Raw genomic sequence first — 22,110 nt, forward strand, 5'->3', positions numbered from 1 at the left:
TTTTTAAAACCTGATATTTTGGTTAAAGGAGCTGATTATAAAGATAAGCTTGTTGTGGGTGCGGATATCGTTTCAAGAGTTGAATTAATCGACTTTGAAGAAGGATTTAGCACAAGTAAGATTATAGAAAAGATTAAGGATAAAAAATGATAAATTTAGTGGAAAAAGAATGGCAAGAACATCAAAAAATCGCTCAAGAAAGTGAAATTTTAAAAGGACAAATCGCTAAAATAGGTGAGCTTTTGTGTGAGTGTCTTAAAAAAGGTGGCAAGATTTTGATTTGCGGAAATGGTGGAAGTGCAGCTGATGCACAGCATTTTGCAGCTGAACTTAGTGGGCGTTATAAAAAAGAACGCAAGGCTTTAGCAGGTATAGCACTTACAACCGATACTTCAGCACTTAGTGCTATAGGAAATGACTATGGTTTTGAGTTTGTTTTTTCAAGACAAGTGGAAGCTTTAGGAAATGAAAATGATGTTTTAATCGGCATTTCAACCAGTGGAAAAAGCCCTAATGTTTTAGAAGCTTTAAAAAAAGCAAAAGAGCTTAATATGCTTTGTCTAGGCCTTAGCGGAAAGGGTGGTGGAATGATGAATAAGCTTTGTGATCATAATCTTGTTGTGCCAAGTGATGATACGGCTAGAATTCAAGAAATGCACATTTTAATCATACACACACTTTGTCAGATCATCGATGAGGGTTTTTAATGAAAGTTTTTATCATAAATTTAGAGCGTTCTTTAGATAGGAAAGAGCATATGAAAAAACAAATTCAAAAGCTTTTTGAAAAAAATCCTAGTTTAAAAAATAAATTAGAATTTATTTTCTTTAAAGCTATTGATGCTAAAAATAAAGAACATTTGGAATTTAAAGATCATTTTCCTTGGTGGGGTTCTTGGGTTTTGGGTAGAGAGCTTTCTGATGGAGAAAAAGCTTGTTTTGCTAGTCATTATAAACTTTGGCAAGAATGTGTGAAGCTTGATGAACCTATAATCATCCTAGAGGATGATGTGGAATTTAGTGATGAATTTTTAAATAATGGAGTAGAATATATAGATGAGCTATTAAAGAGCAAATATGAATATATAAGACTTTGTTATTTATTTGATAAAAGATTGTATTTTTTGAGCGAGAGTGGATATTATTTAAGTTTTGAAAAACTTGCTGGAACTCAAGGCTATGTACTGCAAGTAAGTGCTGCAGTGAAATTTCTTAAATATGCTAAAAATTGGATCTATGCTGTAGATGATTATATGGATATGTTTTATAAACATAATGTGTTAAATATAGTTAAAAAGCCTTTATTTCTTAAGCAAGCAAATTTTTCAAGTGTTGTTGTAGAATATGGAAGAAAATTTTCAATAAAATTAATATTATATAAAAAAATTGCTAGAGAAATTTTTAGATTTTATTCAAGTATTTTAAGGTTACTATTTATTATATATATAAAAAATCAATTAAAGCTTAAGTAAATTTCTAGCTTCTTCTATAACCCTTTGAGGCTTTAAATCTTTCATGCATTTGTGGTGTTTTAAAGGGCAGGTTTTTTGCATACAAGGCATACAAGCTAGATCTAAATGCACCCATCTTGCATTTTGATTTTGCCAAGGTGAAGTTTGAGTAAATTTCGTAGGGCCAAAAATAACTACGGTTTTTACCTTATAAACTGCACTTAGGTGCATAGGACCACTGTCGTTTGTGATGAAAAGATCACAAAAAGCAATATTTTGACAAAGGGTTTTGATGGTGGTTTTATTGCAAAGATTTTTTACTTTTATGTTTTGTTCTTTTAAAATTTGATAAATTTCATTACAAAGTTCTTGTTCGGCTTTTCCTGCGCCAAAGATTAAAATCTCATGACTTTGGTTGAAATTTAAAGCCACTTTAGCAAAATAACTCGCATCCCATCTTTTTGCACTTCCAAAGCTTGCGCCAGGGTTGAGTCCTAGAATTTTTTTGCCATTTTTTAAGACAAGAGGGCTTTGAAATTTTAGCTTAAAGGGAAGCTTTAAGTCTTTAAAATGAGCTTTTATACTAAGTGAGTTTTCTATAAAATAAAGGTATTTTAAAACTTGATGTTCTTCTTTGTGCTTGTTTTTGTCAAAAAAATATCTTTGTTTCGTTTTAAGAATATGCAAGATAATCTTAGAAGAAAACGCAGATCTAAAAGCAAAGCTAAGATCGATTTTACCAAGTTCTTTGCGTAAAGATAGAGCTTGTTTATAACGGGATAGTTTATTTTCTATGATGATTTTAGAATTAGGAAATTCTTTAAAAAGTGCTGTGGAAACCAAAGATCCATAAAGGATAAATTGGGCATTTTTAAAATGTTCTTTTATGGCGTATAAAGCAGGTGAAGCCATCACTGCATCGCCTAGCCAAGTGGGAAGATGTATAAAAATTTTCATAAATTTCCTAAACTTTGATAGAATTGTTTTTATTATTTTAACAAAATTTAGGAAAAATATGCCACAACTTTCGATCATAATCCCGCTTTTTAATTCTTGTGATTTTATTTCAAGGGCTTTGCAAAGTTGTATAAATCAGACTTTAAAAGATATTGAAATTTTGATTATTGATGATAAAAGTAAAGATAATAGTTTAAATATAGTTTTAGAATTTGCTAAAAAAGATCCAAGGATAAAAATCTTTCAAAATGAGGAAAATTTAGGCACTTTTGCAAGTAGAAATTTGGGAGTTTTACATTCTAGTTCTGATTTTATAATGTTTTTAGATAGTGATGATTTTTTGACGCTTGATGCTTGTGAAATAGCGTTTAAAGAGATGAAAAAAGGTTTTGATTTGCTTTGTTTTGATGCCTTTGTGCATAGAGTAAAAACCAAACAATTTTATCGTTTTAAACAAGATGAAGTTTTTAATCAAAAGGAATTTTTAGAATTCTTAAGCAAACAAAGGCATTTTTGCTGGTCGGTTTGGGCGAAGTGTTTTAGAAAAGATATCATCTTAAAAAGTTTTGAAAAAAATAAAATAGATGAGCGTTTGAGTTACGGCGAAGATGTACTTTTTTGTTATGTTTATTTTATGTTTTGTGAGAAAATAGCCGTTTTTAAAATTTGCATTTATCATTATGAATTTAATCCAAATGGAAGATATGAAAACAAAAATAAAGAAATTTTAAATCAAAATTATTATGATAAAAAGAAAAGTAATGAGCTGATAAAAAAGCTTTCTTTAGACTTTAAAAATGATACCTTTCATCAAAAGTTGCTTAAGGTTTTAAAGAAAGAAGAGATGGATTTAAAAAATAGAATTTAAGATTAGATTTTATATAATTAAATTTTCGTATTTTTTAACACTAGAAGGCTAATAATGACTGAAATTTCAAGTTTTTGGTATACTCCTAAAGGCTATAAGGGTATAGGTTTGATGGAAATTCTTACGATTAAATCTTGGCTTGATCATGGATATAAATTCCATTTGTATACTTATAATTTAGAAGATAAAATCTTTTTAAAATTCCAAGAATTGTTTGATAATTTTACACTTAAAAATGCAAATGATATTGTGCCTTTTGAAGAATATTTTAGTGATGATAGGGGAGCTGGAGTGGCTGCTTTTTCAGATTTTTTTAGATTTAATCTACTCTATCTCAGGGGGGGGGTATGGGTAGATTTAGATATGGTGTGTTTAAATCCTTACGACTATAATGAAAAAGAATATATTTTTTCTAAGGAAATTGATGATGATCCTAACAAAGCTAGAATTACAACTTCATTACTTAAATTTCCAAAACAAAGTGATTTTGGAAAATTACTTATAGAAGAAGCAAAGAAGATTGTAGATAATAGAAAAACCATCCCTTGGGGAGTCATAGGACCTTGGTTTTTGGCTAAATGGGTTAAAGAATGTGATTTGGAAAAATATGCCTTAGATTATAAGGATACTTGTCAAATTCCATGGAAAAATGTTAGAGATTTTATAGATAAGAAAAAAACTTTTGATGAAAATAGACCTTGTTTGCATTTGTTTTCTGAAATGTGGAGGAGTTATAAAATGAATAAAAATACTTTTTATAACAATGGAATTTATAGCAAACTTTTAAACAAGCATAAAATATTTGATTTATGTAAGAAATTGGATTATAAGCCTCATTTTTCTTTATTTTCATTATTAAAAAAAATTTAAATGGAAAAATATTTAATTTAAGTTTTCAGCCTTTTTTAAATCCTCTAAACAATCAATATCTAAACTTGAGTTTTCATCCATTAAAAAATGCTTGGTTTTGCTTTGCAAAAAGCTAGGATTGTTTAAAAATTCTTTTATCTTTAAAATATAAATTGCACCATTGCTCATATAAGTTTTAGGTAATTTTTGCCTTGGCATAAAAGGATATTCATCATTACAAATCCCTGCTAAATCGCCACAATCATTACAAACAAAGGCTTTTAGAATTTTATTATCACATTCGCTTACGCTAATTAGGGCATTTGCATTGCTATTTTTATAAAGATTAAAAGCTTTATCAATATGAATATTTGTTCTTAGCGGCGAAGTGGGTTGTAAAAAAACTACATCTTCATAATCTTTATAAAATTTTAAAGCATGTAACAGCACTTTATCGCTTGTGGTATCATCTTGTGCAAGGCTAATTGGGCGTTTTAAAATATCAACATTTTGACTTTTTGCATAATTTAAAATTTCATCACTATCACTGCTTACAACGACTTTACTAATGCTTTTAGCATTTAGTGCAGCTTTAATGGTGTAATAAATTAAAGGTTTATTGTTTAATAAAACCAAATTTTTATTTTTAATACCCCTTGAGCCACCACGAGCAGGGATTATTGCTAAGCTCATTTTATATCCTTAAAAACTTTTTGTGTGCTGAGTCTAAAAAAATCTCCGCTTTGTAAATATTCAAAAAATAATTTTGAGCTATCTAAAATCTCTAACTTAGCGCTAAATAAATCTTGTTTTTTATGAATAGTGTTAATAGCTTTTAGTATTTCATCACTATTTGCATTAACTTTTAGTGTATTTTCATTGCCAAGTCTTCCATTTTGTCTTGAGCCAACTAAAATCCCTGCTGTTTTTAAGTATAAGGCCTCTTTTAAAATACAACTTGAATTACCTATTATAAAATCAGCATTTTTTAACAAAGTTATAAAATACTCAAATCTAAGCGATGGAAAAAGCTTAAATCTAGGGTTATTTTTAAGCTCTTCATAGCTTTGCAAGATTAATTCAAAGCCTAAATCATTGTTTGGATAAATAACAATATAATTTTTATTACTTTGTATCAGTGCTTTTACTAAATTATCTGCTTGATTTTTAATGCTAGTAATTTCAGTTGTAATAGGATGAAACATAAGTAAAGCATAATTTTCATAATTTATATCATAATATTTTTTTGCTTCATTAAGTGAAATTTTATTATCGTTTAAAAGTTCTAAATCAGGCGAACCTATGATAAAAATAGATTTTTCATCTTCTCCAAGCTGCATTAAACGTTTTTTTGCAAACTCATCATTTACTAAATGAATATGAGCTAGTTTTGATATAGCGTGGCGTAAGCTGTCATCAATAGTTCCTGAAATCTCTCCACCTTCAATGTGCGCTACTAAGATATTATTTAATGCTCCAACAATAGCTGCTGCTAAAGGCTCGATTCTATCTCCATGCACTACGATTAAATCAGGTTTTAGCTCATTTACATACCTTGAAAATCCATCAATTGTAGTGGCTAAAGCCTTATCGGTTTGATAATATTTATCATAATTTATAAATTCATAAATATTTTTAAAGCCATTTTTATAAAGTTCTTTAACTGTATAGCCAAAATTTTTGCTTAAGTGCATTCCTGTTGCAAAGATGCAAAGCTCAAATTCGCTTGAGTTTTGCACCCTGTACATTAAAGATTTAATCTTAGAATAATCAGCCCTAGTACCTGTTATAAAAAGGATTTTTTTCACGCAAAATCCTCATAGCTTAACTGAGTGTCATTTTCTATATCCCTTAATGCTTTTTTGCCTAAAATATTTTCAAATTCAGCCGCACTAATTCCACCAAGTCCAGGTCTTTTAACCCAAATATTGTCCATAGATAAAACTTCGCCTTTTTTAATATCTTTAATGCTAACTACGCTTGCAAAAGCAAAATCAATTGTAACTTGTTCTTGCTTAGCTGCTTTTTTGCTTTCATTATTTCCTCTCATTATAGCCATTTGCTCACTTTGCATAATTAGCTCTTTTAAAGCCTTTGTATCCATAGAACAAACTATATCAGGACCACTTCTATCCATGCTATCAGTAAAATGTCTTTCAAGCACACAAGCTCCAAGTGCAACTGCACCTAAACAAGCAAGATTATCTGTTGTGTGGTCGCTTAAGCCTACCATACAAGAAAATTCTTTTTTTAATTCAAGCATAGCGTTTAATCTTACAAGATTATGCGGAGTTGGGTAAAGATTAGTCGTGTGCATTAAAACAAAGGGAATTTCATTGTCTAATAAAATTTTTACAGTTGGTTTTATACTTTCAATGCTGTTCATTCCTGTGCTAACTATCATAGGCTTTTTAAAAGCTGCTATGTGTTTAATAAGCGGATAATTATTACACTCGCCTGAACCAATCTTAAAAGCACTAACTCCCATATCTTCTAAGCGGTTTGCACCTGCACGAGAAAAGGGTGTGCTAAGATAAACAAGACCTAATTTTTCTGTGTATTCTTTAAGTGCTAGCTCATCTTTATAATCTAAAGCACATTTTTGCATAATCTCATAAATGCTTATTTTTGCATTACCAGGAATTACTTTTTTAGCGGCCTTACTCATCTCATCTTCAACGATGTGGGTTTGATGCTTTATAATCTTAGCACCTGCGCTAAAGGCTGCATCTACCATAATTTTAGCTAGTTCTAAACTGCCATTATGATTAATGCCTATTTCAGGCACGACTAAGGGTGCTTTTTCTTCACTTATGATTATATTTTGTATTTTTATTTCTTTCATTTATTTTCCTTTGAAATAATGCTTTATATCACTAGGTAATCTTAATAGATCTTTTATCAACTTGTAATAAATATTTTCTTTAATTTTTATTTTTTTAAAATTAATAATTTTTGAAAATTTTCCATAAGCCTCACTAGAAGGTATGAGTATATCTTTAGTATAGTTGTTTTTTTCTTGTATGGCAAAATTTGAATTTAAATTTGGCGCTAGCTCTATAAAATTTGCTAAAAGACTGTTAGGACATAAGCAATATAGTTTTATTTTGTAGGTTTTTTCTAGAAATTCTAAAGCTTTTATATCTGTATTTTTACTATGTCCGATATAGTGTGAGCGATCATTTTTAAAATCAGGGGCTAGTTTTAAAAGATTTTCTTGTTTGGTATCAAAAGCATAAGATGACCCATTTTGATAAAAATCAATTCCTGAAAGATAAATTTCTTTGTATCCTAGGGCTATAGCTACTGCACACATATAGACTCCTGAGGTAATTCTTTGATTGAGATAAATTTCGTGAAATTTAAAATAAGCATTAAATTCTTTAAGTTGTTTAAAAAAATCATATCCCAAATGAGCATCAGGAAAATAATCATAAAATTTTTTTAAAAAATTTTCATTTTCTAGATGAGCTTGGTTAAAATTAGAACACATAATTAGTTCGGTCTCATATTCTTGATTTTGGATTAAATGTTTTAAAGTGTAGTATTGCTCAAAGAAGAAACTAGGGGTGTAAAACACTGCTTTGCATTTTTTACCAAGATAGTATTTATCTTCAAAATAAAATTGATTACATCTAAATACATCAAAATCATTTGGTAGCCTTGAATAATCAATTTCTTTTAAACTTGGTCCATTTCCAGCAATAATAACTTTTTTCATGATTATTTTTCATCAAGATTTATTTTTAACGATTATATCAAAATAGATTTTATGTTATAATTAAATTATAATAAAATCAAGGAATAAATATGTTTAAAATTTCAATCATCTTACCAACTTATAATGTAGAAAAGTATATAGCAAGAGCAATAGAAAGTTGCATAAATCAAACCTTTAAAGACATAGAAATAATTGTAGTTGATGATTGTGGAAATGATAATAGTATAAATATAGCCAAAGAATACTCTAAAAAAGACAAAAGAATAAAAATAATCCACAATGAAAAAAACTTAGGTCTTTTAAGAGCTAGGTATGAAGGGGTTAAGGTAGCTGGGGGGGGGTATATTATGTTTTTAGACCCTGATGATTATTTAGAACTTGAGGCTTGTGAGGAAGTATCTAAGCATTTAGGTGAAAACGATGATTTGATATGTTTTAATTATAATGCTTTAAATACAACTTTGAAGAAAAATATTTTTTTTGTTAATAATAATTATAGTCTTGAAGAATATTTAATTTTCTTAGCAAAACAAATTGTGAATTTTAAAATAAAGCAATGGTATATATGGGGTAAGGTTTTTTTAAGACAAAAATATTTAAAAACATTTGAAAAAATCAATGAAAACCCAAAACTTACTATGGCAGAAGATGCATTACTTCTTACTTTGTATTATCTTGAATGCAAGAGTATTGTGACTTTAGAGCAATGTCTGATTAATTATAATATGCAAAATATTAGCTCATCAACCAATGAAAGAAAAAATTTTGATAAAATGCGATTTTTTATAGAAAATTTAAATTTTGTTATTTATAAGCTTAATTTATATTCTAATGCTTTAAATCCTATATATTTTTTATTGTGTCAATACTTTATTTGTGAGCTTTCTATACATAAATTAGATTTAAAATATCGTATTGTTTATAATAATTTTTTTAAAAAAATTCTCATAAAATTAAAAAGAAAAAAGATAAAATTAAAAAGAAAAAAATATATAAAACAATTAGCAATGGAATTAAAATGAAATTTCTTATCATCAATCTTAAAAAAGCAGAACAAAGAAAAGAATACATTGGTAAATTGTGTCAAAAATATCAACTTGATTATGAAATCATCCAAGCCGTAGAAGGAAAAGCTATAAGCAAGCAAGAGTATTTAAATATAGTTGATTATGAAAAAATGCTAAATTTTCATAAAAGAGAATTAGGGCTTGGAGAGCTTGGTTGTTCTTTATCTCATAAAAAATGTTATGAAAAAATATTGCAAGAAAACTTAAAACACGCTGTGATTTTAGAAGATGATGTGTATTTTGATGAAAACTTACTTGAATTTTTACAACATTTTAATGAATTTCCTAAAGATTTGGAGCTTTTGTTGTTAGGGCATCAAAGACAGGTTTATAGTGATGATGGTTTTAGGATAGAAAGTCCTTACTCAAGAAGATTTGTAAAAAAAATCTTAAATTGTAAAATTCGTCGTTTGATCGCTAGAGGCAACGGTACTTATGGTTATTTTATAACCAAAAATGGAGCCTTAAAATTGCTTTCTCATTTAGAAAAAATTTATTTGCCTATAGATGCTCTTACTTGTAATGAAAAAGTTTTAAACACTTACGCTTTATTTCCTGTGCTTGTTTATACACATGAAAATTTTATGCTTGAAAGTTCTACTCAAGATGATAAAAAATTTCTTAAAAAGAAAAATAAAATAAGTAAGTATATTAAAAAAATTCATATTTTTATAAAATATTTTTTACCTAGTTTAAAAAAGGTTAGACCTTATGAAAATATTGATTGTTAGTGACTATTTTAACAAAGGTGGGGTAAGTTATGTTATTTATCAACTTGTTAAAGAATGGAGTAAAAATCACGAGCTTTCTTTGTTATTTTTTGAAAAGACGCCTCTAGCTTATGATGATATTTGTAGCAATGCTTATGTTGAGTTTATCAACACTAAAGCTTTAACTCCCATCCGTTTTTTAAATAAACTTATAAATAAAATCATATATAAGCGTGCAATTAAAAAAAAATTAAAACAGTATAAGCCTGATATTATGATTTCTTTTAAAACCAAGCCCAATTTATTTACTCTACTTGTAAATAAAAATATAGGTATCAAGCATATTATTTGCGAGCATGGTTTTCATCTTGGAGAAAAGTCTAAAAAAACCAATCGTTTAAGAAGAAAACTATATCCTTTGGCTACCTATTTAAGTGTTTTAACTAGGGAAGATTTTAAATATTATTCTTTTGTACAAAACAAAATCATCATGCCTAATCCCTTGGGTGTAAAAAAACAAATTCATACAAATGATAAAGAAAACATTATTTTATATGTAGGAAGATTAGAAGAAGAAAAGGCTGTGGATGTTTTTATTAAAGCTTTATCTTGTATCCAAAAAGATGTTTTAAATAAATGGAAGATTATCATAGCAGGAGAGGGTTCTTTAAAAAAGAATTTGATGGAGCTTGCTAAAAATTTAAATTTGCACATCGATTTTGTAGGTTATATAGAAGACTTAAGTTTTTACTATGAAAAAGCTAAAATTTTATGCTTATGTTCCAAACAAGAAGGCTTACCTATAGTTTTAATCGAAGCTGCTTTTTATGAATGCGCTAGAATCAGTAGTGATTATATGGGTGTAAATGAGTTAATCGATGATAAAAATAATGGACTTTTATTTAAGATGGGTGATTTTAATGATATGGCTTTAAAAATATCGCTTTTAATGCAAGATGAAAACTTAAGGCAAAAAATTGTTAAACAGGCCAAAGAAAAAGTTGAATCTCATAAGGTAGAAAGCGTGATGAAAAAATGGGATGAATTGTTTGATATGATTAAAACTACTTAATATATTTCCAAAAAGTATATTGTGCATAAAGCTTTGCTATGATAAAACCTCTTTTGCCTTCTAAAAAACCTAATTTTACAAAATAAAGTTTAAAAAAAGTCCAATAAGGATTTATTAAAGCTTTAAGAAGGTTATTTTTTTTAGGATTTAGACTTGAGTATTTGTTTTGCTTATCTATAAATTGCTCGATATTTTCATAAGCATAATGTAAAAAATGATGTTTTAATTTCCCTATTTTTTCTTGACAGATTATGCTTTCGTGAACTTCTCTTTCATTAAATTTGGCATATTTTTTATGAAATAATCTTATGTTATAATCAGGATATAGCCCCATTTTTGTTATTGCTTCTCCAAAGAAAAAATTTAATCTTGCTACTTTGTATGCTTTAAATGATGGATTTTTAATTATTTGTAATACTTCCTCTTTTAATTCTTCAGTAAAAACTTCATCACTATCTAAAACAAATATCCAATCATTAGTTGCTTTTTCAACTCCAAATTGTTTTTGCTTTCCAAAACCAAGCCAATCTTGATGAAAAATTTTGACGTTTTTAAAAGCTTTTGCTATTATTAGACTACCATCTGTGCTTCCGCTATCTATTAAAATAATTTCATTGGCAAAATTAACACTTTGTAATACTTCTTGAAGATATTTTTGACTATTAAAAGTTAGTATTACTATTGAAATATTCATGAGTATATTCCTTGATTATAACTTGCAAAGCGTCTATGAAAAAAAAAGTATTCCCAAGGTCTTTTTTTAATCATTTCTTCGCAACTTTGTGCTTGATAAAGTGTCAGTTCTTCTAAACTTGTATTTTGGGAATCTTTTGCTTTAAAAAACTCTATACAAAATTTACCCTCTTCTTTGTAGACATAAACAGGGATGATCAAAGCATTACTTTTTTGAGCGATAAAACTTGCTCCCATTTGATAGTTTACTTCTTTACCAAAAAATTTTAGCTTTATACCTTCTTTATCAGTGCAGTCTTGATCGGTTAAAATTCCTAAAGTTCGCTCCTTTTTTAGAGCACTTAGCATTTGTCTTAACCCCCCCTTTTTGTCAATAAGCTCTATGTTAAATTGGGTGCGATTTTTACTTAAAATTTCATACATAGTTTCACTTTTTAACTTTTTCCCCACTATAGAAATCGCACCATATTTAGCCGCATAAGCAAGGCTTAAAATTTCCCAGTTTCCATAGTGTGCAGTTGTGAAGATAATAGGACGCTTTAAAGCTAGAGCGTCTATAAGTAAATTTTCATTAATGAAATTTACTTTATTGAGAATTTTTTCTTTGGTGGTGTTTTGATTTTGCAAACAATCAATTCCAAATTGAGCAAAATTTTCATAAATTTTCAAAGATAGTTTATCGCGTTCTTTTTGAGTGTATTGAGGAAAACAGATTTGCAAATTTGTATCGATGATTTTGCGGTGTTTTTTGTTAAGATGAAAAGTGATTCTTGCTACAATCAAAGCTAAAAAATGCAAGATACACTCAGGCATAAAAGTAACAAAAAATTTCAAAATATAATAAAGACTAAGATATATTCTATCACTATTTTTCATTAAGTAAGCCTTTGGCAAGTTTGAAGATATCTTCTTCTTCTATACGCGTGATACAAAAATCACTTTTATCGATATGCTTGGCATTTTGGATTTTTTTACCTGCATCAATGATTTTATTGATATGAGTTTGAAAAGCATTGCGGTAGCTTGGTGTTGCACCAAAAATCGTAATAGATGCCTTATTTAAAGCAAAGGCTAAATGTGTTGGGCCGCTATCATTTCCTATGATTAAATTCATCATTTTTGTAAAAGCCATTAGCTCTTCAAGGCTGAATTTTGGTGCTAATTCTATATGTGTTTCATCAATACCACTAAGATTTAAAACCTCTTTGGCAAATTCGTATTCTTTTACATTTCCCCAAGCGAGCCAAATTTTTGCTTGTTGAAATTCATTGATTAAAAGTTTGCAAAGTATAGCAAGTTTGGTTTTAGGATAGATTTTATTTTCTACACTTGAGCCCACATGTATGAGTATGTTTTTTTCGTTTTTGTCGAGTTTGAGTTTATTATTTAAGAGTTGTTTTAAATTTTCATCTATGCTAAAAATATCTTGTTTAAAGGCTAAATTTTTGACATTAAAATCAGTATTTAACATAAAGGAGGTAAGACTTAAGTATCTTACAAATACATTTTCATTGTAATCTAACTCAAGTTTTTGGTTGTAGAAATTATGAGCAAAACTTTCTTTAAGACTATTTTTATCAAAACCAAAATTATTTCTACTTAAAATTCGACTTACAATAGCAGATTTTATGAGCCCTTGTAGATCTATTACTGCATTATAGTTGTTTTTTCTTGCTTTAAGAAGAATTTTTAGGCTTTTTAAAATTTTTTTGTCTTTTAAGGGCAGGGCATAGAGTTTGTCTATTAAAGGATGATTTTTGAGTATACCTTCAAATTTTTCATCTACAAACCAATGAATTTCTATATCTTTTTTAAAATTTTTGATAAATTGCAAAACCACGGCACTTTGTATAATATCACCAAGTGCTGACAAACGAACAATTGCTATTTTCATTAAAAGCCTAATATTTTAAAATTTTTGCTATGATTTTAGCGAAATTATTTAAAAAAAGGTTAAAAATGGCAAAAAATGAAGGTTATATTTGTGTTTTTGATTGCGAGAGTGTGCCAGATGTTGAGCTTATCCGCAAAACTTTGGGTTTTGAAGGAAGTGATTTAGAGGTAAGTTTAAAAGCACTTCAGTGGCAAAAAGAACAAAGTGGGAGTGAGTTTTTGCCTTTGCCTTATCATAAAATTATCAGTATTTGTGCGGTTTTAAGTGATAATTTTGGAAAATTTATCAAAGTAAATAAAATTGATGGACAAAATGAAAAAGAAATGATTGCTAATTTTTTTAATTTTATAGAAAATTATGAGCCAAAATTAGTCAGTTTTAATGGTAAAAATTTCGATATGCCTGTTCTCGTTTTAAGGGCTTTAAAATACAATTTAAAAGCAGCAACTTATTTGGATACTCAAAGCGATAAATGGAATAATTATAAAACAAGATTTTCAGAATTAAAACATTGTGATTTATTAGAATCCTTAGGATCTAATGGGCGCGGAATAAAGCTTGATACACTTTGTTCTATGGTGGGTTTGCCAGGAAAATATGATGTGCATGGCGGTGAGGTAATGAAACTTTTTTATGAAAATAAACTTGAAAAAATCCACGAATATTGCGAAAGCGATGTTTTAAACACTTATATGCTTTTTTTAAAATATGAACTTATTAAAGCTAATGTTGATGAAGAAGATTATGTTGATTTTCTTTCTTATATGAGAGATTTCTTGCGTGCAAAAAAATCAGATCGTTCTTATACAGAAGTTTTTGCAAAAGCTTGTGAGAGTGAAATTTCAAAAGTTCGATCTTAAGTATTTAAGAAAATATATTAAAATTTATTTTTGACATTTTTAGAAAAAGGAATGATGATGAAAATTCTTATTAGCGGTGGTGCAGGTTATATAGGTTCTCATACTTTAAGACAATTTTTAAAAACAGATCATGAAATTTGTGTTTTAGATAATCTTTCTAAGGGTTCTAAAATCGCAATAGAAGATTTGCAAAAAATAAGAGCTTTTAAATTTTTCGAACAAGATTTAAGTGATTTTCAAGGCGTAAAAGCATTGTTTGAGAGAGAAAAATTTGACGCTATTGTGCATTTTGCAGCGAGTATTGAAGTTTTTGAAAGTATGCAAAATCCTTTAAAATATTATATAAACAACACTGTTAATACGACAAATCTCATCGAAACTTGTTTGCAAACTGGAGTAAATAAATTTATATTTTCTTCAACGGCAGCCACTTATGGCGAACCACAAACTCCTGTTGTGAGCGAAACAAGTCCTTTAGCACCTATTAATCCTTATGGGCGTAGTAAGCTTATGAGCGAAGAAGTTTTGCGTGATGCAAGTATGGCAAATCCTGAATTTAAGCATTGTATTTTAAGATATTTTAATGTTGCAGGTGCTTGCATGGATTATACTTTAGGACAACGCTATCCAAAAGCGACTTTGCTTATAAAAGTTGCAGCTGAATGTGCCGCAGGAAAACGTGATAAACTTTTCATATTTGGCGATGATTATGATACAAAAGATGGTACTTGCATAAGAGATTTTATCCATGTAGATGATATTTCAAGTGCACATTTAGCGGCTTTAGATTATTTAAAAGAGAATGAAAGCAATGTTTTTAATGTAGGTTATGGACATGGTTTTAGCGTAAAAGAAGTGATTGAAGCGATGAAAAAAGTTAGCGGAGTGGATTTTAAAGTAGAACTTGCCCCACGCCGTGCAGGTGATCCTAGTGTGTTGATTTCTGATGCAAGTAAAATCAGAAATCTTACTTCTTGGCAGCCTAAATATGATGATTTAGAGCTTATTTGTAAATCTGCTTTTGATTGGGAAAAACAGTGCTAAAAAAACTTTTTTTTATTTTAAGCAAGGAAGATAAAAATTTTTTATTTTTCTTGCTTGTTTTTTCAGTATTTGTTTCTTTTATAGAAACTTTTGCAATTTCTTTAGTAATGCCTTTTATCACTTTGGCTAGCGATTTTTCTTATTTTGATCGTAATAAATATTTAATCAGTTTAAAAGAATATCTTAATATCCCTGTTTTTGAAATCATTGTTTATTTTGGAGTGGGGCTTATTGTTTTTTATGTGTTTAGAGCTTTGTTAAATGCGTATTATTTTCATCTTTTGGCAAGATTTTCTAAAGGGCGTTATCATGCGATCGCTTATAAGGTTTTTTCTAAATTTTTAAATATTAATTATGAAAAATTTACTCAAAAAAATCAATCTGAAATTTTAAAGTCCATTACAGGAGAAGTTTATAATCTAAGCACTATGATTTCATCATTTTTACTTTTGATGAGTGAAATTTTTGTAGTGCTTTTGCTTTATGCTTTAATGCTTTTGATTAATTATAAAATCACTTTATTTTTAAGTGTTTTTATGGTGTTAAATGCCTTTATTTTAGTGAAAATTTTAAGTCCTATCATTAAAAAAGCAGGACTAAGACGCGAAGAAGCGATGAAAAATTTCTTTGAAATTTTAAATACAAATTTAAATAATTTCAAGTTTATCAAGCTTAAAACCAAAGAAGATGGAGTATTAAGTCTTTTTAAAGCACAAAGTGAAGCTTTTTCTAAAGCAAATATTACCAATGAAAGCGTAGCTGCGGTGCCTAGAATTTATCTTGAAGGAATAGGCTTTTGCGTACTTGTTTTTATCGTGGTATTTTTGGTTTTGAAAAATGAAAGTGATATTTCAGGTATTTTATCCACGATTTCTATTTTTGTTTTAGCGCTTTATCGCTTAATGCCAAGTGCAAATCGTATTATTACAAGTTATCATGATTTGCTTTATTATCATTCTTCTTTGGATATTATTTATCAAAATTTAAGACAAGAAGAAGAAAATTTGGGCGAGGAAAAATTAAGCTTTAATCAAGAGCTTAAAATTTGCAATCTTAGCTTTGGTTATGAGGGAAAAAAACATTTATTTAAAAATCTTAACTTAAACATTAAAAAAGGTGAAAAAATCGCTTTTATAGGGGAGAGTGGTTGTGGAAAAAGCACCTTAGTAGATCTTATCATAGGACTTTTAAAACCAAAAGAAGGGCAAATTTTAATTGATAAGCAAGAATTAAATGCAAATAATGCAAAAAATTATCGTCAAAAAATAGGCTATATCCCACAAAATATCTATCTTTTTAATGACAGTATAGCTAAAAATATCACTTTTGGAGATGCGGTTGATGAAGAAAAACTTAATAGGGTTATCAAACAAGCAAATTTAGAGCATTTTATAAAAAATTTATCTCAAGGAGTGCAAACAAAAGTGGGCGATGGAGGGAGTAATTTAAGCGGGGGGCAAAAACAACGCATAGCCATAGCAAGAGCTTTATATCTAGAGCCTGAAATTTTAGTGCTTGATGAAGCAACTTCTGCGCTTGATACTCAAAGTGAAGCAAAAATTATGGATGAAATTTATAAAATTTCTAAAGATAAAACCATGATTATTATCGCACATCGCCTTTCTACGATAACACAATGTGATAAGGTTTATCGTTTAGAACACGGTAAGCTTAAAGAGGAGAAATGATGAAAATAAGCTTTATTATCTCAACTTTAAATTCAGGAGGCGCTGAGCGTGTTTTAGTAACCTTAGCTAATGCGCTTTGTAAAGAGCATGAAGTAAGTATTATTAAATTTCATGCAGGAGAATCTTTTTATAAGCTTGAAAATGAAGTTAAAGTTACAAGTTTAGAACAATTTAGATTTGACACGCTTTATCATAAAATAGCAAGTCGTTTTAAGAAATTTTTTGCTTTAAGAAAGGCTTTGAAAGAAAGTAAGGCTGATGTTTTTGTTTCTTTTTTGGATACGACTAATATTGCTTGTATTGCTGCGAAAATAGGGCTTAAAACTCCACTCATTATAAGTGAGCATAGCAATGAGGCGTATTTAAAACCTAAAATTTGGCGTTTTTTAAGAAGGGTAAGCTATCCTTTTTGTGATGCTTTAAGTGTGCTTGGAAGCAGTGATAAGGTGTATTATGAAAGATTTGTAAAAAGGGTTAAGCTTTTATTAAATCCTTGTCATTTTAGCGATGAAATTCCTTTTGATTCTAGTTTTGAAAAGGAAAATTTGGTTCTTTTTATAGGGCGTTTAGATCACAACAAAAACCCTGTAATGTTTTTAAAAGCTATAGCGCATTTGGATAAAAATTTGCAAGAAAATTATAAATTTGTTATAGCAGGAGATGGAGAGTTAAGGCAAGAACTTGAATACAAGGTAAAATCTTTAGGAATAAAAGTTGATTTTTTAGGACGAGTTGAAAATGTCAAGACTCTTTATGAAAAAGCAAAAGTACTTTGCCTTTGTTCTTTTGTAGAAGGTCTGCCAACGGTTTTAATTGAAAGTTTGTATTTTGAGGTTTGTAGAATTTCAAGTTCTTATTATAATGGTGCTAAGGATTTAATCAAAGATAATCATGATGGACTTTTGGTAGGTTGCGATGATGAAATAGCACTTGCTAAAAAACTTGAACTTGTTTTAAATGATGAAAATTTTAGAAAAGAACTTGTAAATAATGCCAAACAAAGGTGTAAAGACTTTGAAATTTCTCATATCAAAGAAGAATGGCTTAAGCTTATAGCCGAGGTTAAAAATGCCTAAACTTTCTGTTATAGTACCAACTTTTAATCGTCAAGTTTTGTTAGAAAAGGCTATTAAAAGCATACAAAATCAAGATTTTAAAGATTTAGAAATTATTGTAAGTGATGATAATTCTAGTGATGATACTAAAAGTGTGGTGCAAAATTTACAAAAAGATGATGATCGCATTAAGTATTTTTTAAATCAAAATTACAAACAAGGCCCAAATGGCAATAAAAACAATGGCTTAGATCAAGCAAGTGGCGAGTTTGTAACTTTTTTAGATGATGATGATGAGCTTTTATCTGGGGCTTTAACTACCTTAATGCAAAAAGCAAATGAGGGTTATGCTCATGTTTTTGGAAATTGTTTGATAGAAAAAGAAGGAAATTTAAGCAAGGAATTTAGCGGCAAGGGCTTGGAAAAAGATAGTGAAATTTCTAAAAAAGATTTTTTAATGGCTAAATTTAGCGGAGAGTTTTTTTCTGTTTTTAAAAAATCTCTACTTGAAAACAAGCGTTTTAATGAAGAATTTTATGGCAATGAAGCCACGCTTTGGGCAAATTTATACAAGGAAAAAAGTTTTTATATCCATAAGGCTTTTAGGATTTATAGGATTTTTAGGCAAGATAGCGTGACTTTAGGGGCGAGTAAAAATGCTCATAGGGTGTATTTGGGATATTTAGAGCTTGCTAAAATTTTAGAAAATGAACTTAAAATGAGTAAAGATAAAGATTATAAAAAAACTTGTGCGAGTTATTATAAAATGGCAGCTTATTATGCAAAACTTGCAAAAAATTATAAAGCTCTTTATAAGTGTTTGTTTAAAAGCCTGAGTATAAAAATCAACGCTCCTGCTTTGATATTACTCATTTTAAGTATAATTCCAAATAATATGATTGAAAAATTATCAAAAATTCGGGTGGCTTTATGCAAAAATTAGGCATTTTTATTTATTCTTTAGGAAGTGGTGGTGCTGAAAGAGTTGTGGCGACTTTATTGCCTATTTTAAGTTTGAAATTTGAAGTGCATTTGATCTTGATGAATGATAAAATTTCTTATGAAATTCCAGAGTGTCAAATTCATTTTTTGGAATGTTCAAAACCTAGTGAAAATCCTATTTTGAAATTTTTAAAACTACCTTTTTTGGCTTTAAAATATAAAAAACTTTGCAGAAATTTGGGTATTGATACAGAATTTGTTTTTTTAAATCGACCTAATTATATAGCTTTAATGGCAAGAATGTTTGGAAACAAAACTCGCCTTGTGATCAATGAATGCACTACGCCAAGTGTGATGTATGCGAAAAATAATTTTAATTCTTTGGCAAATAAATTTTTAATTTCTTTGCTTTATCCAAGAGCTGATTTAATCCTGCCTAATTCTAAAGGAAATTTAGAAGATTTAGTGCAAAATTTTAGTATAAATCCAAAAAAATGTGAAATTTTATACAATGCCATCGATTTAGAAAACATAGAGCAAAAAGCTCTTGAAGATATAGCTTTAAAAGATAAATTTATTTTAAGTGTAGGCAGGCTTGATAAAGGTAAAAATCATGCTTTATTAATTCGTGCTTATGCGAGATTGAAAACAGATTTAAAGCTTGTGATTTTAGGTGAAGGTGTGCTTAAAGATGAGCTTTTAGCTTTGATTAAAGAGTTAAATTTAGAAGAAAAGGTTTTGCTTTTAGGATTTGATAATAATCCTTATAAATACATGGCTAAATGCGAATTTTTTGCTTTTGCTTCTGTATTTGAAGGCTTTTCAAATGTTTTAATTGAAAGCTTAGCTTGTTCTTGTGCGGTGGTTTGCACTGATCATAAAAGTGGCGCAAGAGAGCTTTTTGGCGATGATGAATTTGGACTTTTAGTAGAAGTAGATAATGAAAACTCTATGTTTCAGGGTTTAAAGACTATGCTTGAAGATGATAAATTAAGAAAAGCGTATAAAAATAAGGCTAAAACTAGGGCTAAGGCCTTTGATAAAGTAAAAATTGCACGTGATGCTTTGAAATATTTATTAGGATAAAAGATGTTGAAAAAAGAGTATTTAAAAAACCCTTATTTAGTTTTGTTTGCGATGATTGTATTAGCCTATGTTTTTAGTGTATTGTGTAGATTTTACTGGATTTGGTGGGCAAGTGAGTTTAATGAGTATTTTTTCAATAATCAATTAATGATCATTTCAAACGATGGTTATGCTTTTGCTGAGGGTGCAAGAGATATGATAGCAGGTTTTCATCAGCCTAATGATTTGAGTTATTATGGATCTTCTTTATCTACGCTTACTTATTGGCTTTATAAAATCACACCTTTTTCTTTCGAAAGTATTATTTTATATATGAGTACTTTTTTATCTTCTTTGGTGGTGATTCCTATTATTTTACTAGCTAATGAATACAAACGTCCTTTAATGGGCTTTGTAGCTGCTCTTTTAGCAAGTATAGCAAACAGTTATTATAATCGCACTATGAGTGGGTATTATGATACGGATATGCTGGTAATTGTTTTACCTATGTTTATTTTATTTTTTATGGTAAGAATGATTTTAAAAAAAGACTTTTTTTCATTGATTGCCTTGCCGTTATTTATAGGAATTTATCTTTGGTGGTATCCTTCAAGCTATACTTTAAATGTAGCTTTAATTGGACTTTTTTTAATTTATACACTTATTTTTCATAGAAAAGAAAAGATTTTTTATATAGCTGTGATTTTGTCTTCTCTTACTCTTTCAAATATAGCATGGTTTTATCAAAGTACTATTATAGTAATACTTTTTGCTTTATTTGCTTTAGAGCAAAAACGCTTAAATTTTGTAATTATAGGAATTTTAGCTAGTGTAACTTTGATATTTTTGATTTTAAGTGGAGGGGTTGATCCTATACTTTATCAGCTTAAATTTTATATTTTTAGAAGTGATGAAAGTGCGAATTTAACGCAGGGTTTTATGTATTTTAATGTCAATCAAACCATACAAGAAGTTGAAAATGTAGATCTTAGCGAATTTATGCGAAGAATTGGTGGTAGTGAAATTGTTTTTTTGTTTTCTTTGTTTGGTTTTGTATGGCTTTTGAGAAAACATAAAAGTATGATTATGGCTTTACCTATATTGGTGCTTGGGTTTTTAGCCTTAAAAGGGGGGCTTAGATTTACCATTTATTCTGTACCTGTAATGGCCTTAGGATTTGGTTTTTTATTGAGCGAGTTTAAGGCTATATTGGTTAAAAAATATAGCCAATTAACTTCAAATGTTTGTATTGTTTTTGCAACTATTTTGACTTTAGCTCCAGTATTTATCCATATTTACAACTATAAAGCACCAACAGTTTTTTCTCAAAATGAAGCATCATTATTAAATCAATTAAAAAATATAGCCAATAGAGAAGATTATGTGGTAACTTGGTGGGATTATGGTTATCCTGTGCGTTATTATAGTGATGTGAAAACTTTAGTAGATGGTGGAAAGCATTTAGGTAAGGATAATTTTTTCCCTTCTTTTGCTTTAAGCAAAGATGAACAAGCTGCAGCTAATATGGCAAGACTTAGTGTAGAATATACAGAAAAAAGCTTTTATGCTCCGCAAAATGATATTTTAAAAACAGACATTTTACAAGCCATGATGAAAGATTATAATCAAAGCAATGTGGATTTGTTTCTAGCTTCATTATCAAAACCTGATTTTAAAATCGATACACCAAAAACTCGTGATATTTATCTTTATATGCCCGCTAGAATGTCTTTGATTTTTTCTACGGTGGCTAGTTTTTGTTTTATTAATTTAGATACAGGAGTTTTGGATAAACCTTTTACCTTTAGCACAGCTTATCCACTTGATGTTAAAAATGGAGAAATTTATCTTAGCAACGGAGTGGTTTTAAGCGATGATTTTAGAAGTTTTAAAATAGGTGATAATGTGGTTTCTGTAAATAGTATCGTAGAGATTAATTCTATTAAACAAGGTGAATACAAAATCACTCCAATTGATGATAAGGCTCAGTTTTATATTTTTTATTTAAAGGATAGTGCTATTCCTTACGCACAATTTATTTTAATGGATAAAACCATGTTTAATAGTGCTTATGTGCAAATGTTTTTTTTAGGAAATTATGATAAGAATTTATTTGACTTGGTGATTAATTCTAGAGATGCTAAGGTTTTTAAACTTAAAATTTAAGGGTTGAAA

General features: G+C 28.8%; 22 protein-coding genes and 1 pseudogene. 15 read left to right on the forward strand and 8 right to left on the reverse strand.

Going from position 1 to position 22,110, the window contains the following annotated elements:
* From AJN58_RS10370 to AJN58_RS06425, 3 genes and pseudogenes are all read left to right on the forward strand, one after another.
* Positions 1-150, forward strand: a pseudogene (locus AJN58_RS10370) (bifunctional heptose 7-phosphate kinase/heptose 1-phosphate adenyltransferase); the annotation flags it as partial.
* Positions 147-707 (forward strand): D-sedoheptulose 7-phosphate isomerase, encoded by a 561-nt coding sequence (gene gmhA, locus AJN58_RS06420; RefSeq protein ID WP_070292117.1) that lies wholly within the window; start codon positions 147-149, stop codon positions 705-707. The pseudogene AJN58_RS10370 and the gene gmhA, both read left to right, overlap by 4 nt.
* Positions 707-1,471, forward strand: coding sequence for a glycosyltransferase family 25 protein (locus AJN58_RS06425; protein WP_070292119.1), 765 nt, complete (start codon positions 707-709; stop codon positions 1,469-1,471). The genes gmhA and AJN58_RS06425 overlap by 1 nt, the downstream gene beginning before the upstream one ends.
* Here the strand turns inward: AJN58_RS06425 and AJN58_RS06430 are convergent.
* Positions 1,457-2,407 carry a glycosyltransferase family 9 protein gene (locus AJN58_RS06430; RefSeq protein ID WP_070292120.1) on the reverse strand — a complete coding sequence of 317 codons (951 nt, stop codon included), beginning with the start codon at positions 2,405-2,407 and terminating at the stop codon, positions 1,457-1,459. The two genes, AJN58_RS06425 and AJN58_RS06430, sit on opposite strands and share 15 nt — an antisense overlap.
* A 58-nt stretch (positions 2,408-2,465) precedes the next feature.
* Between AJN58_RS06430 and AJN58_RS06435 the strand changes: the two genes are divergently transcribed.
* A complete protein-coding gene (locus tag AJN58_RS06435) occupies positions 2,466-3,275 on the forward strand; it encodes a glycosyltransferase family 2 protein (protein WP_070242900.1) in 810 nt (269 codons plus the stop codon).
* A 54-nt stretch (positions 3,276-3,329) separates the two neighbouring features.
* Positions 3,330-4,145: a glycosyltransferase gene (locus AJN58_RS06440; protein ID WP_410002399.1), complete on the forward strand. Its 816-nt coding sequence runs from the start codon at positions 3,330-3,332 to the stop codon at positions 4,143-4,145.
* Between the two features lie 12 nt (positions 4,146-4,157).
* Here AJN58_RS06440 and AJN58_RS06445 read toward each other — a convergent pair whose 3' ends face one another.
* The 4 genes from AJN58_RS06445 to AJN58_RS06460 are packed head-to-tail and all read right to left on the reverse strand — an operon-like array spanning position 4,158 to position 7,845.
* Positions 4,158-4,817 carry a cytidylyltransferase domain-containing protein gene (locus tag AJN58_RS06445; RefSeq protein ID WP_052857535.1) on the reverse strand — a complete coding sequence of 220 codons (660 nt, stop codon included), beginning with the start codon at positions 4,815-4,817 and terminating at the stop codon, positions 4,158-4,160.
* Entirely contained in the window at positions 4,814-5,932 is a 1,119-nt protein-coding gene (gene neuC, locus AJN58_RS06450; protein WP_070242901.1) for a UDP-N-acetylglucosamine 2-epimerase, read from the reverse strand. Before neuC ends, AJN58_RS06445 begins: the two co-directional genes overlap by 4 nt.
* Positions 5,929-6,969, reverse strand: coding sequence for an N-acetylneuraminate synthase (gene neuB, locus AJN58_RS06455; protein WP_002894656.1), 1,041 nt, complete (start codon positions 6,967-6,969; stop codon positions 5,929-5,931). Before neuB ends, neuC begins: the two co-directional genes overlap by 4 nt.
* A complete protein-coding gene (locus tag AJN58_RS06460) occupies positions 6,970-7,845 on the reverse strand; it encodes an alpha-2,3-sialyltransferase (RefSeq protein WP_070242902.1) in 876 nt (291 codons plus the stop codon).
* Positions 7,846-7,934: 89 nt separating this feature from the next.
* Here AJN58_RS06460 and AJN58_RS06465 point away from each other — a divergent pair, with 89 nt between their 5' ends.
* From AJN58_RS06465 to AJN58_RS06475, 3 genes are read left to right on the forward strand one after another with little or no spacing between them, the layout of a single operon-like run.
* Positions 7,935-8,867 carry a glycosyltransferase family 2 protein gene (locus AJN58_RS06465; RefSeq protein WP_070242903.1) on the forward strand — a complete coding sequence of 311 codons (933 nt, stop codon included), beginning with the start codon at positions 7,935-7,937 and terminating at the stop codon, positions 8,865-8,867.
* Positions 8,864-9,643, forward strand: coding sequence for a glycosyltransferase family 25 protein (locus AJN58_RS06470; protein ID WP_070292122.1), 780 nt, complete (start codon positions 8,864-8,866; stop codon positions 9,641-9,643). The genes AJN58_RS06465 and AJN58_RS06470 overlap by 4 nt, the downstream gene beginning before the upstream one ends.
* Entirely contained in the window at positions 9,624-10,694 is a 1,071-nt protein-coding gene (locus tag AJN58_RS06475) for a glycosyltransferase (protein WP_070242905.1), read from the forward strand. Before AJN58_RS06470 ends, AJN58_RS06475 begins: the two co-directional genes overlap by 20 nt.
* On the opposite strand, the gene AJN58_RS06480 is transcribed toward AJN58_RS06475, so the two are convergent.
* The 3 genes from AJN58_RS06480 to waaC are packed head-to-tail and all read right to left on the reverse strand — an operon-like array spanning position 10,687 to position 13,281.
* Positions 10,687-11,388 (reverse strand): glycosyltransferase family 2 protein, encoded by a 702-nt coding sequence (locus AJN58_RS06480; RefSeq protein ID WP_070292124.1) that lies wholly within the window; start codon positions 11,386-11,388, stop codon positions 10,687-10,689. The two genes, AJN58_RS06475 and AJN58_RS06480, sit on opposite strands and share 8 nt — an antisense overlap.
* Entirely contained in the window at positions 11,385-12,263 is an 879-nt protein-coding gene (locus AJN58_RS06485) for a lipid A biosynthesis lauroyl acyltransferase (RefSeq protein ID WP_070292126.1), read from the reverse strand. The genes AJN58_RS06480 and AJN58_RS06485 overlap by 4 nt, the downstream gene beginning before the upstream one ends.
* Positions 12,253-13,281, reverse strand: coding sequence for a lipopolysaccharide heptosyltransferase I (gene waaC, locus AJN58_RS06490; RefSeq protein ID WP_061099815.1), 1,029 nt, complete (start codon positions 13,279-13,281; stop codon positions 12,253-12,255). Before waaC ends, AJN58_RS06485 begins: the two co-directional genes overlap by 11 nt.
* A gap of 65 nt (positions 13,282-13,346) precedes the next feature.
* Between waaC and AJN58_RS06495 the strand changes: the two genes are divergently transcribed.
* From AJN58_RS06495 to pglB, 7 genes are read left to right on the forward strand one after another with little or no spacing between them, the layout of a single operon-like run.
* A complete protein-coding gene (locus AJN58_RS06495; RefSeq protein WP_070292127.1) occupies positions 13,347-14,141 on the forward strand; it encodes a 3'-5' exonuclease in 795 nt (264 codons plus the stop codon).
* A gap of 57 nt (positions 14,142-14,198) precedes the next feature.
* A complete protein-coding gene (gene galE, locus AJN58_RS06500; protein WP_070292129.1) occupies positions 14,199-15,185 on the forward strand; it encodes a UDP-glucose 4-epimerase GalE in 987 nt (328 codons plus the stop codon).
* Positions 15,179-16,873, forward strand: coding sequence for an ABC-type lipopolysaccharide transporter PglK (pglK, locus tag AJN58_RS06505; RefSeq protein ID WP_070292130.1), 1,695 nt, complete (start codon positions 15,179-15,181; stop codon positions 16,871-16,873). The genes galE and pglK overlap by 7 nt, the downstream gene beginning before the upstream one ends.
* Entirely contained in the window at positions 16,870-17,949 is a 1,080-nt protein-coding gene (gene pglH, locus AJN58_RS06510) for a GalNAc-alpha-(1->4)-GalNAc-alpha-(1->3)-diNAcBac-PP-undecaprenol alpha-1,4-N-acetyl-D-galactosaminyltransferase (protein ID WP_083265184.1), read from the forward strand. The genes pglK and pglH overlap by 4 nt, the downstream gene beginning before the upstream one ends.
* Positions 17,942-18,871 carry a GalNAc(5)-diNAcBac-PP-undecaprenol beta-1,3-glucosyltransferase gene (pglI, locus tag AJN58_RS06515; RefSeq protein WP_070292134.1) on the forward strand — a complete coding sequence of 310 codons (930 nt, stop codon included), beginning with the start codon at positions 17,942-17,944 and terminating at the stop codon, positions 18,869-18,871. Before pglH ends, pglI begins: the two co-directional genes overlap by 8 nt.
* Complete coding sequence (gene pglJ, locus AJN58_RS06520) at positions 18,859-19,956, forward strand: N-acetylgalactosamine-N,N'-diacetylbacillosaminyl-diphospho-undecaprenol 4-alpha-N-acetylgalactosaminyltransferase (RefSeq protein ID WP_002853444.1); 1,098 nt, start codon at positions 18,859-18,861, stop codon at positions 19,954-19,956. The genes pglI and pglJ overlap by 13 nt, the downstream gene beginning before the upstream one ends.
* 3 nt (positions 19,957-19,959) lie before the next feature.
* On the forward strand, positions 19,960-22,101 hold the full coding sequence (gene pglB / locus AJN58_RS06525) for an undecaprenyl-diphosphooligosaccharide--protein glycotransferase (RefSeq protein ID WP_070292136.1): 2,142 nt from the start codon (positions 19,960-19,962) through the stop codon (positions 22,099-22,101).
* Positions 22,102-22,110: the final 9 nt, after the last annotated feature.

Source organism: Campylobacter sp. BCW_4321 (assembly GCF_001763075.1).
Lineage (GTDB): Bacteria > Campylobacterota > Campylobacteria > Campylobacterales > Campylobacteraceae > Campylobacter_D > Campylobacter_D jejuni.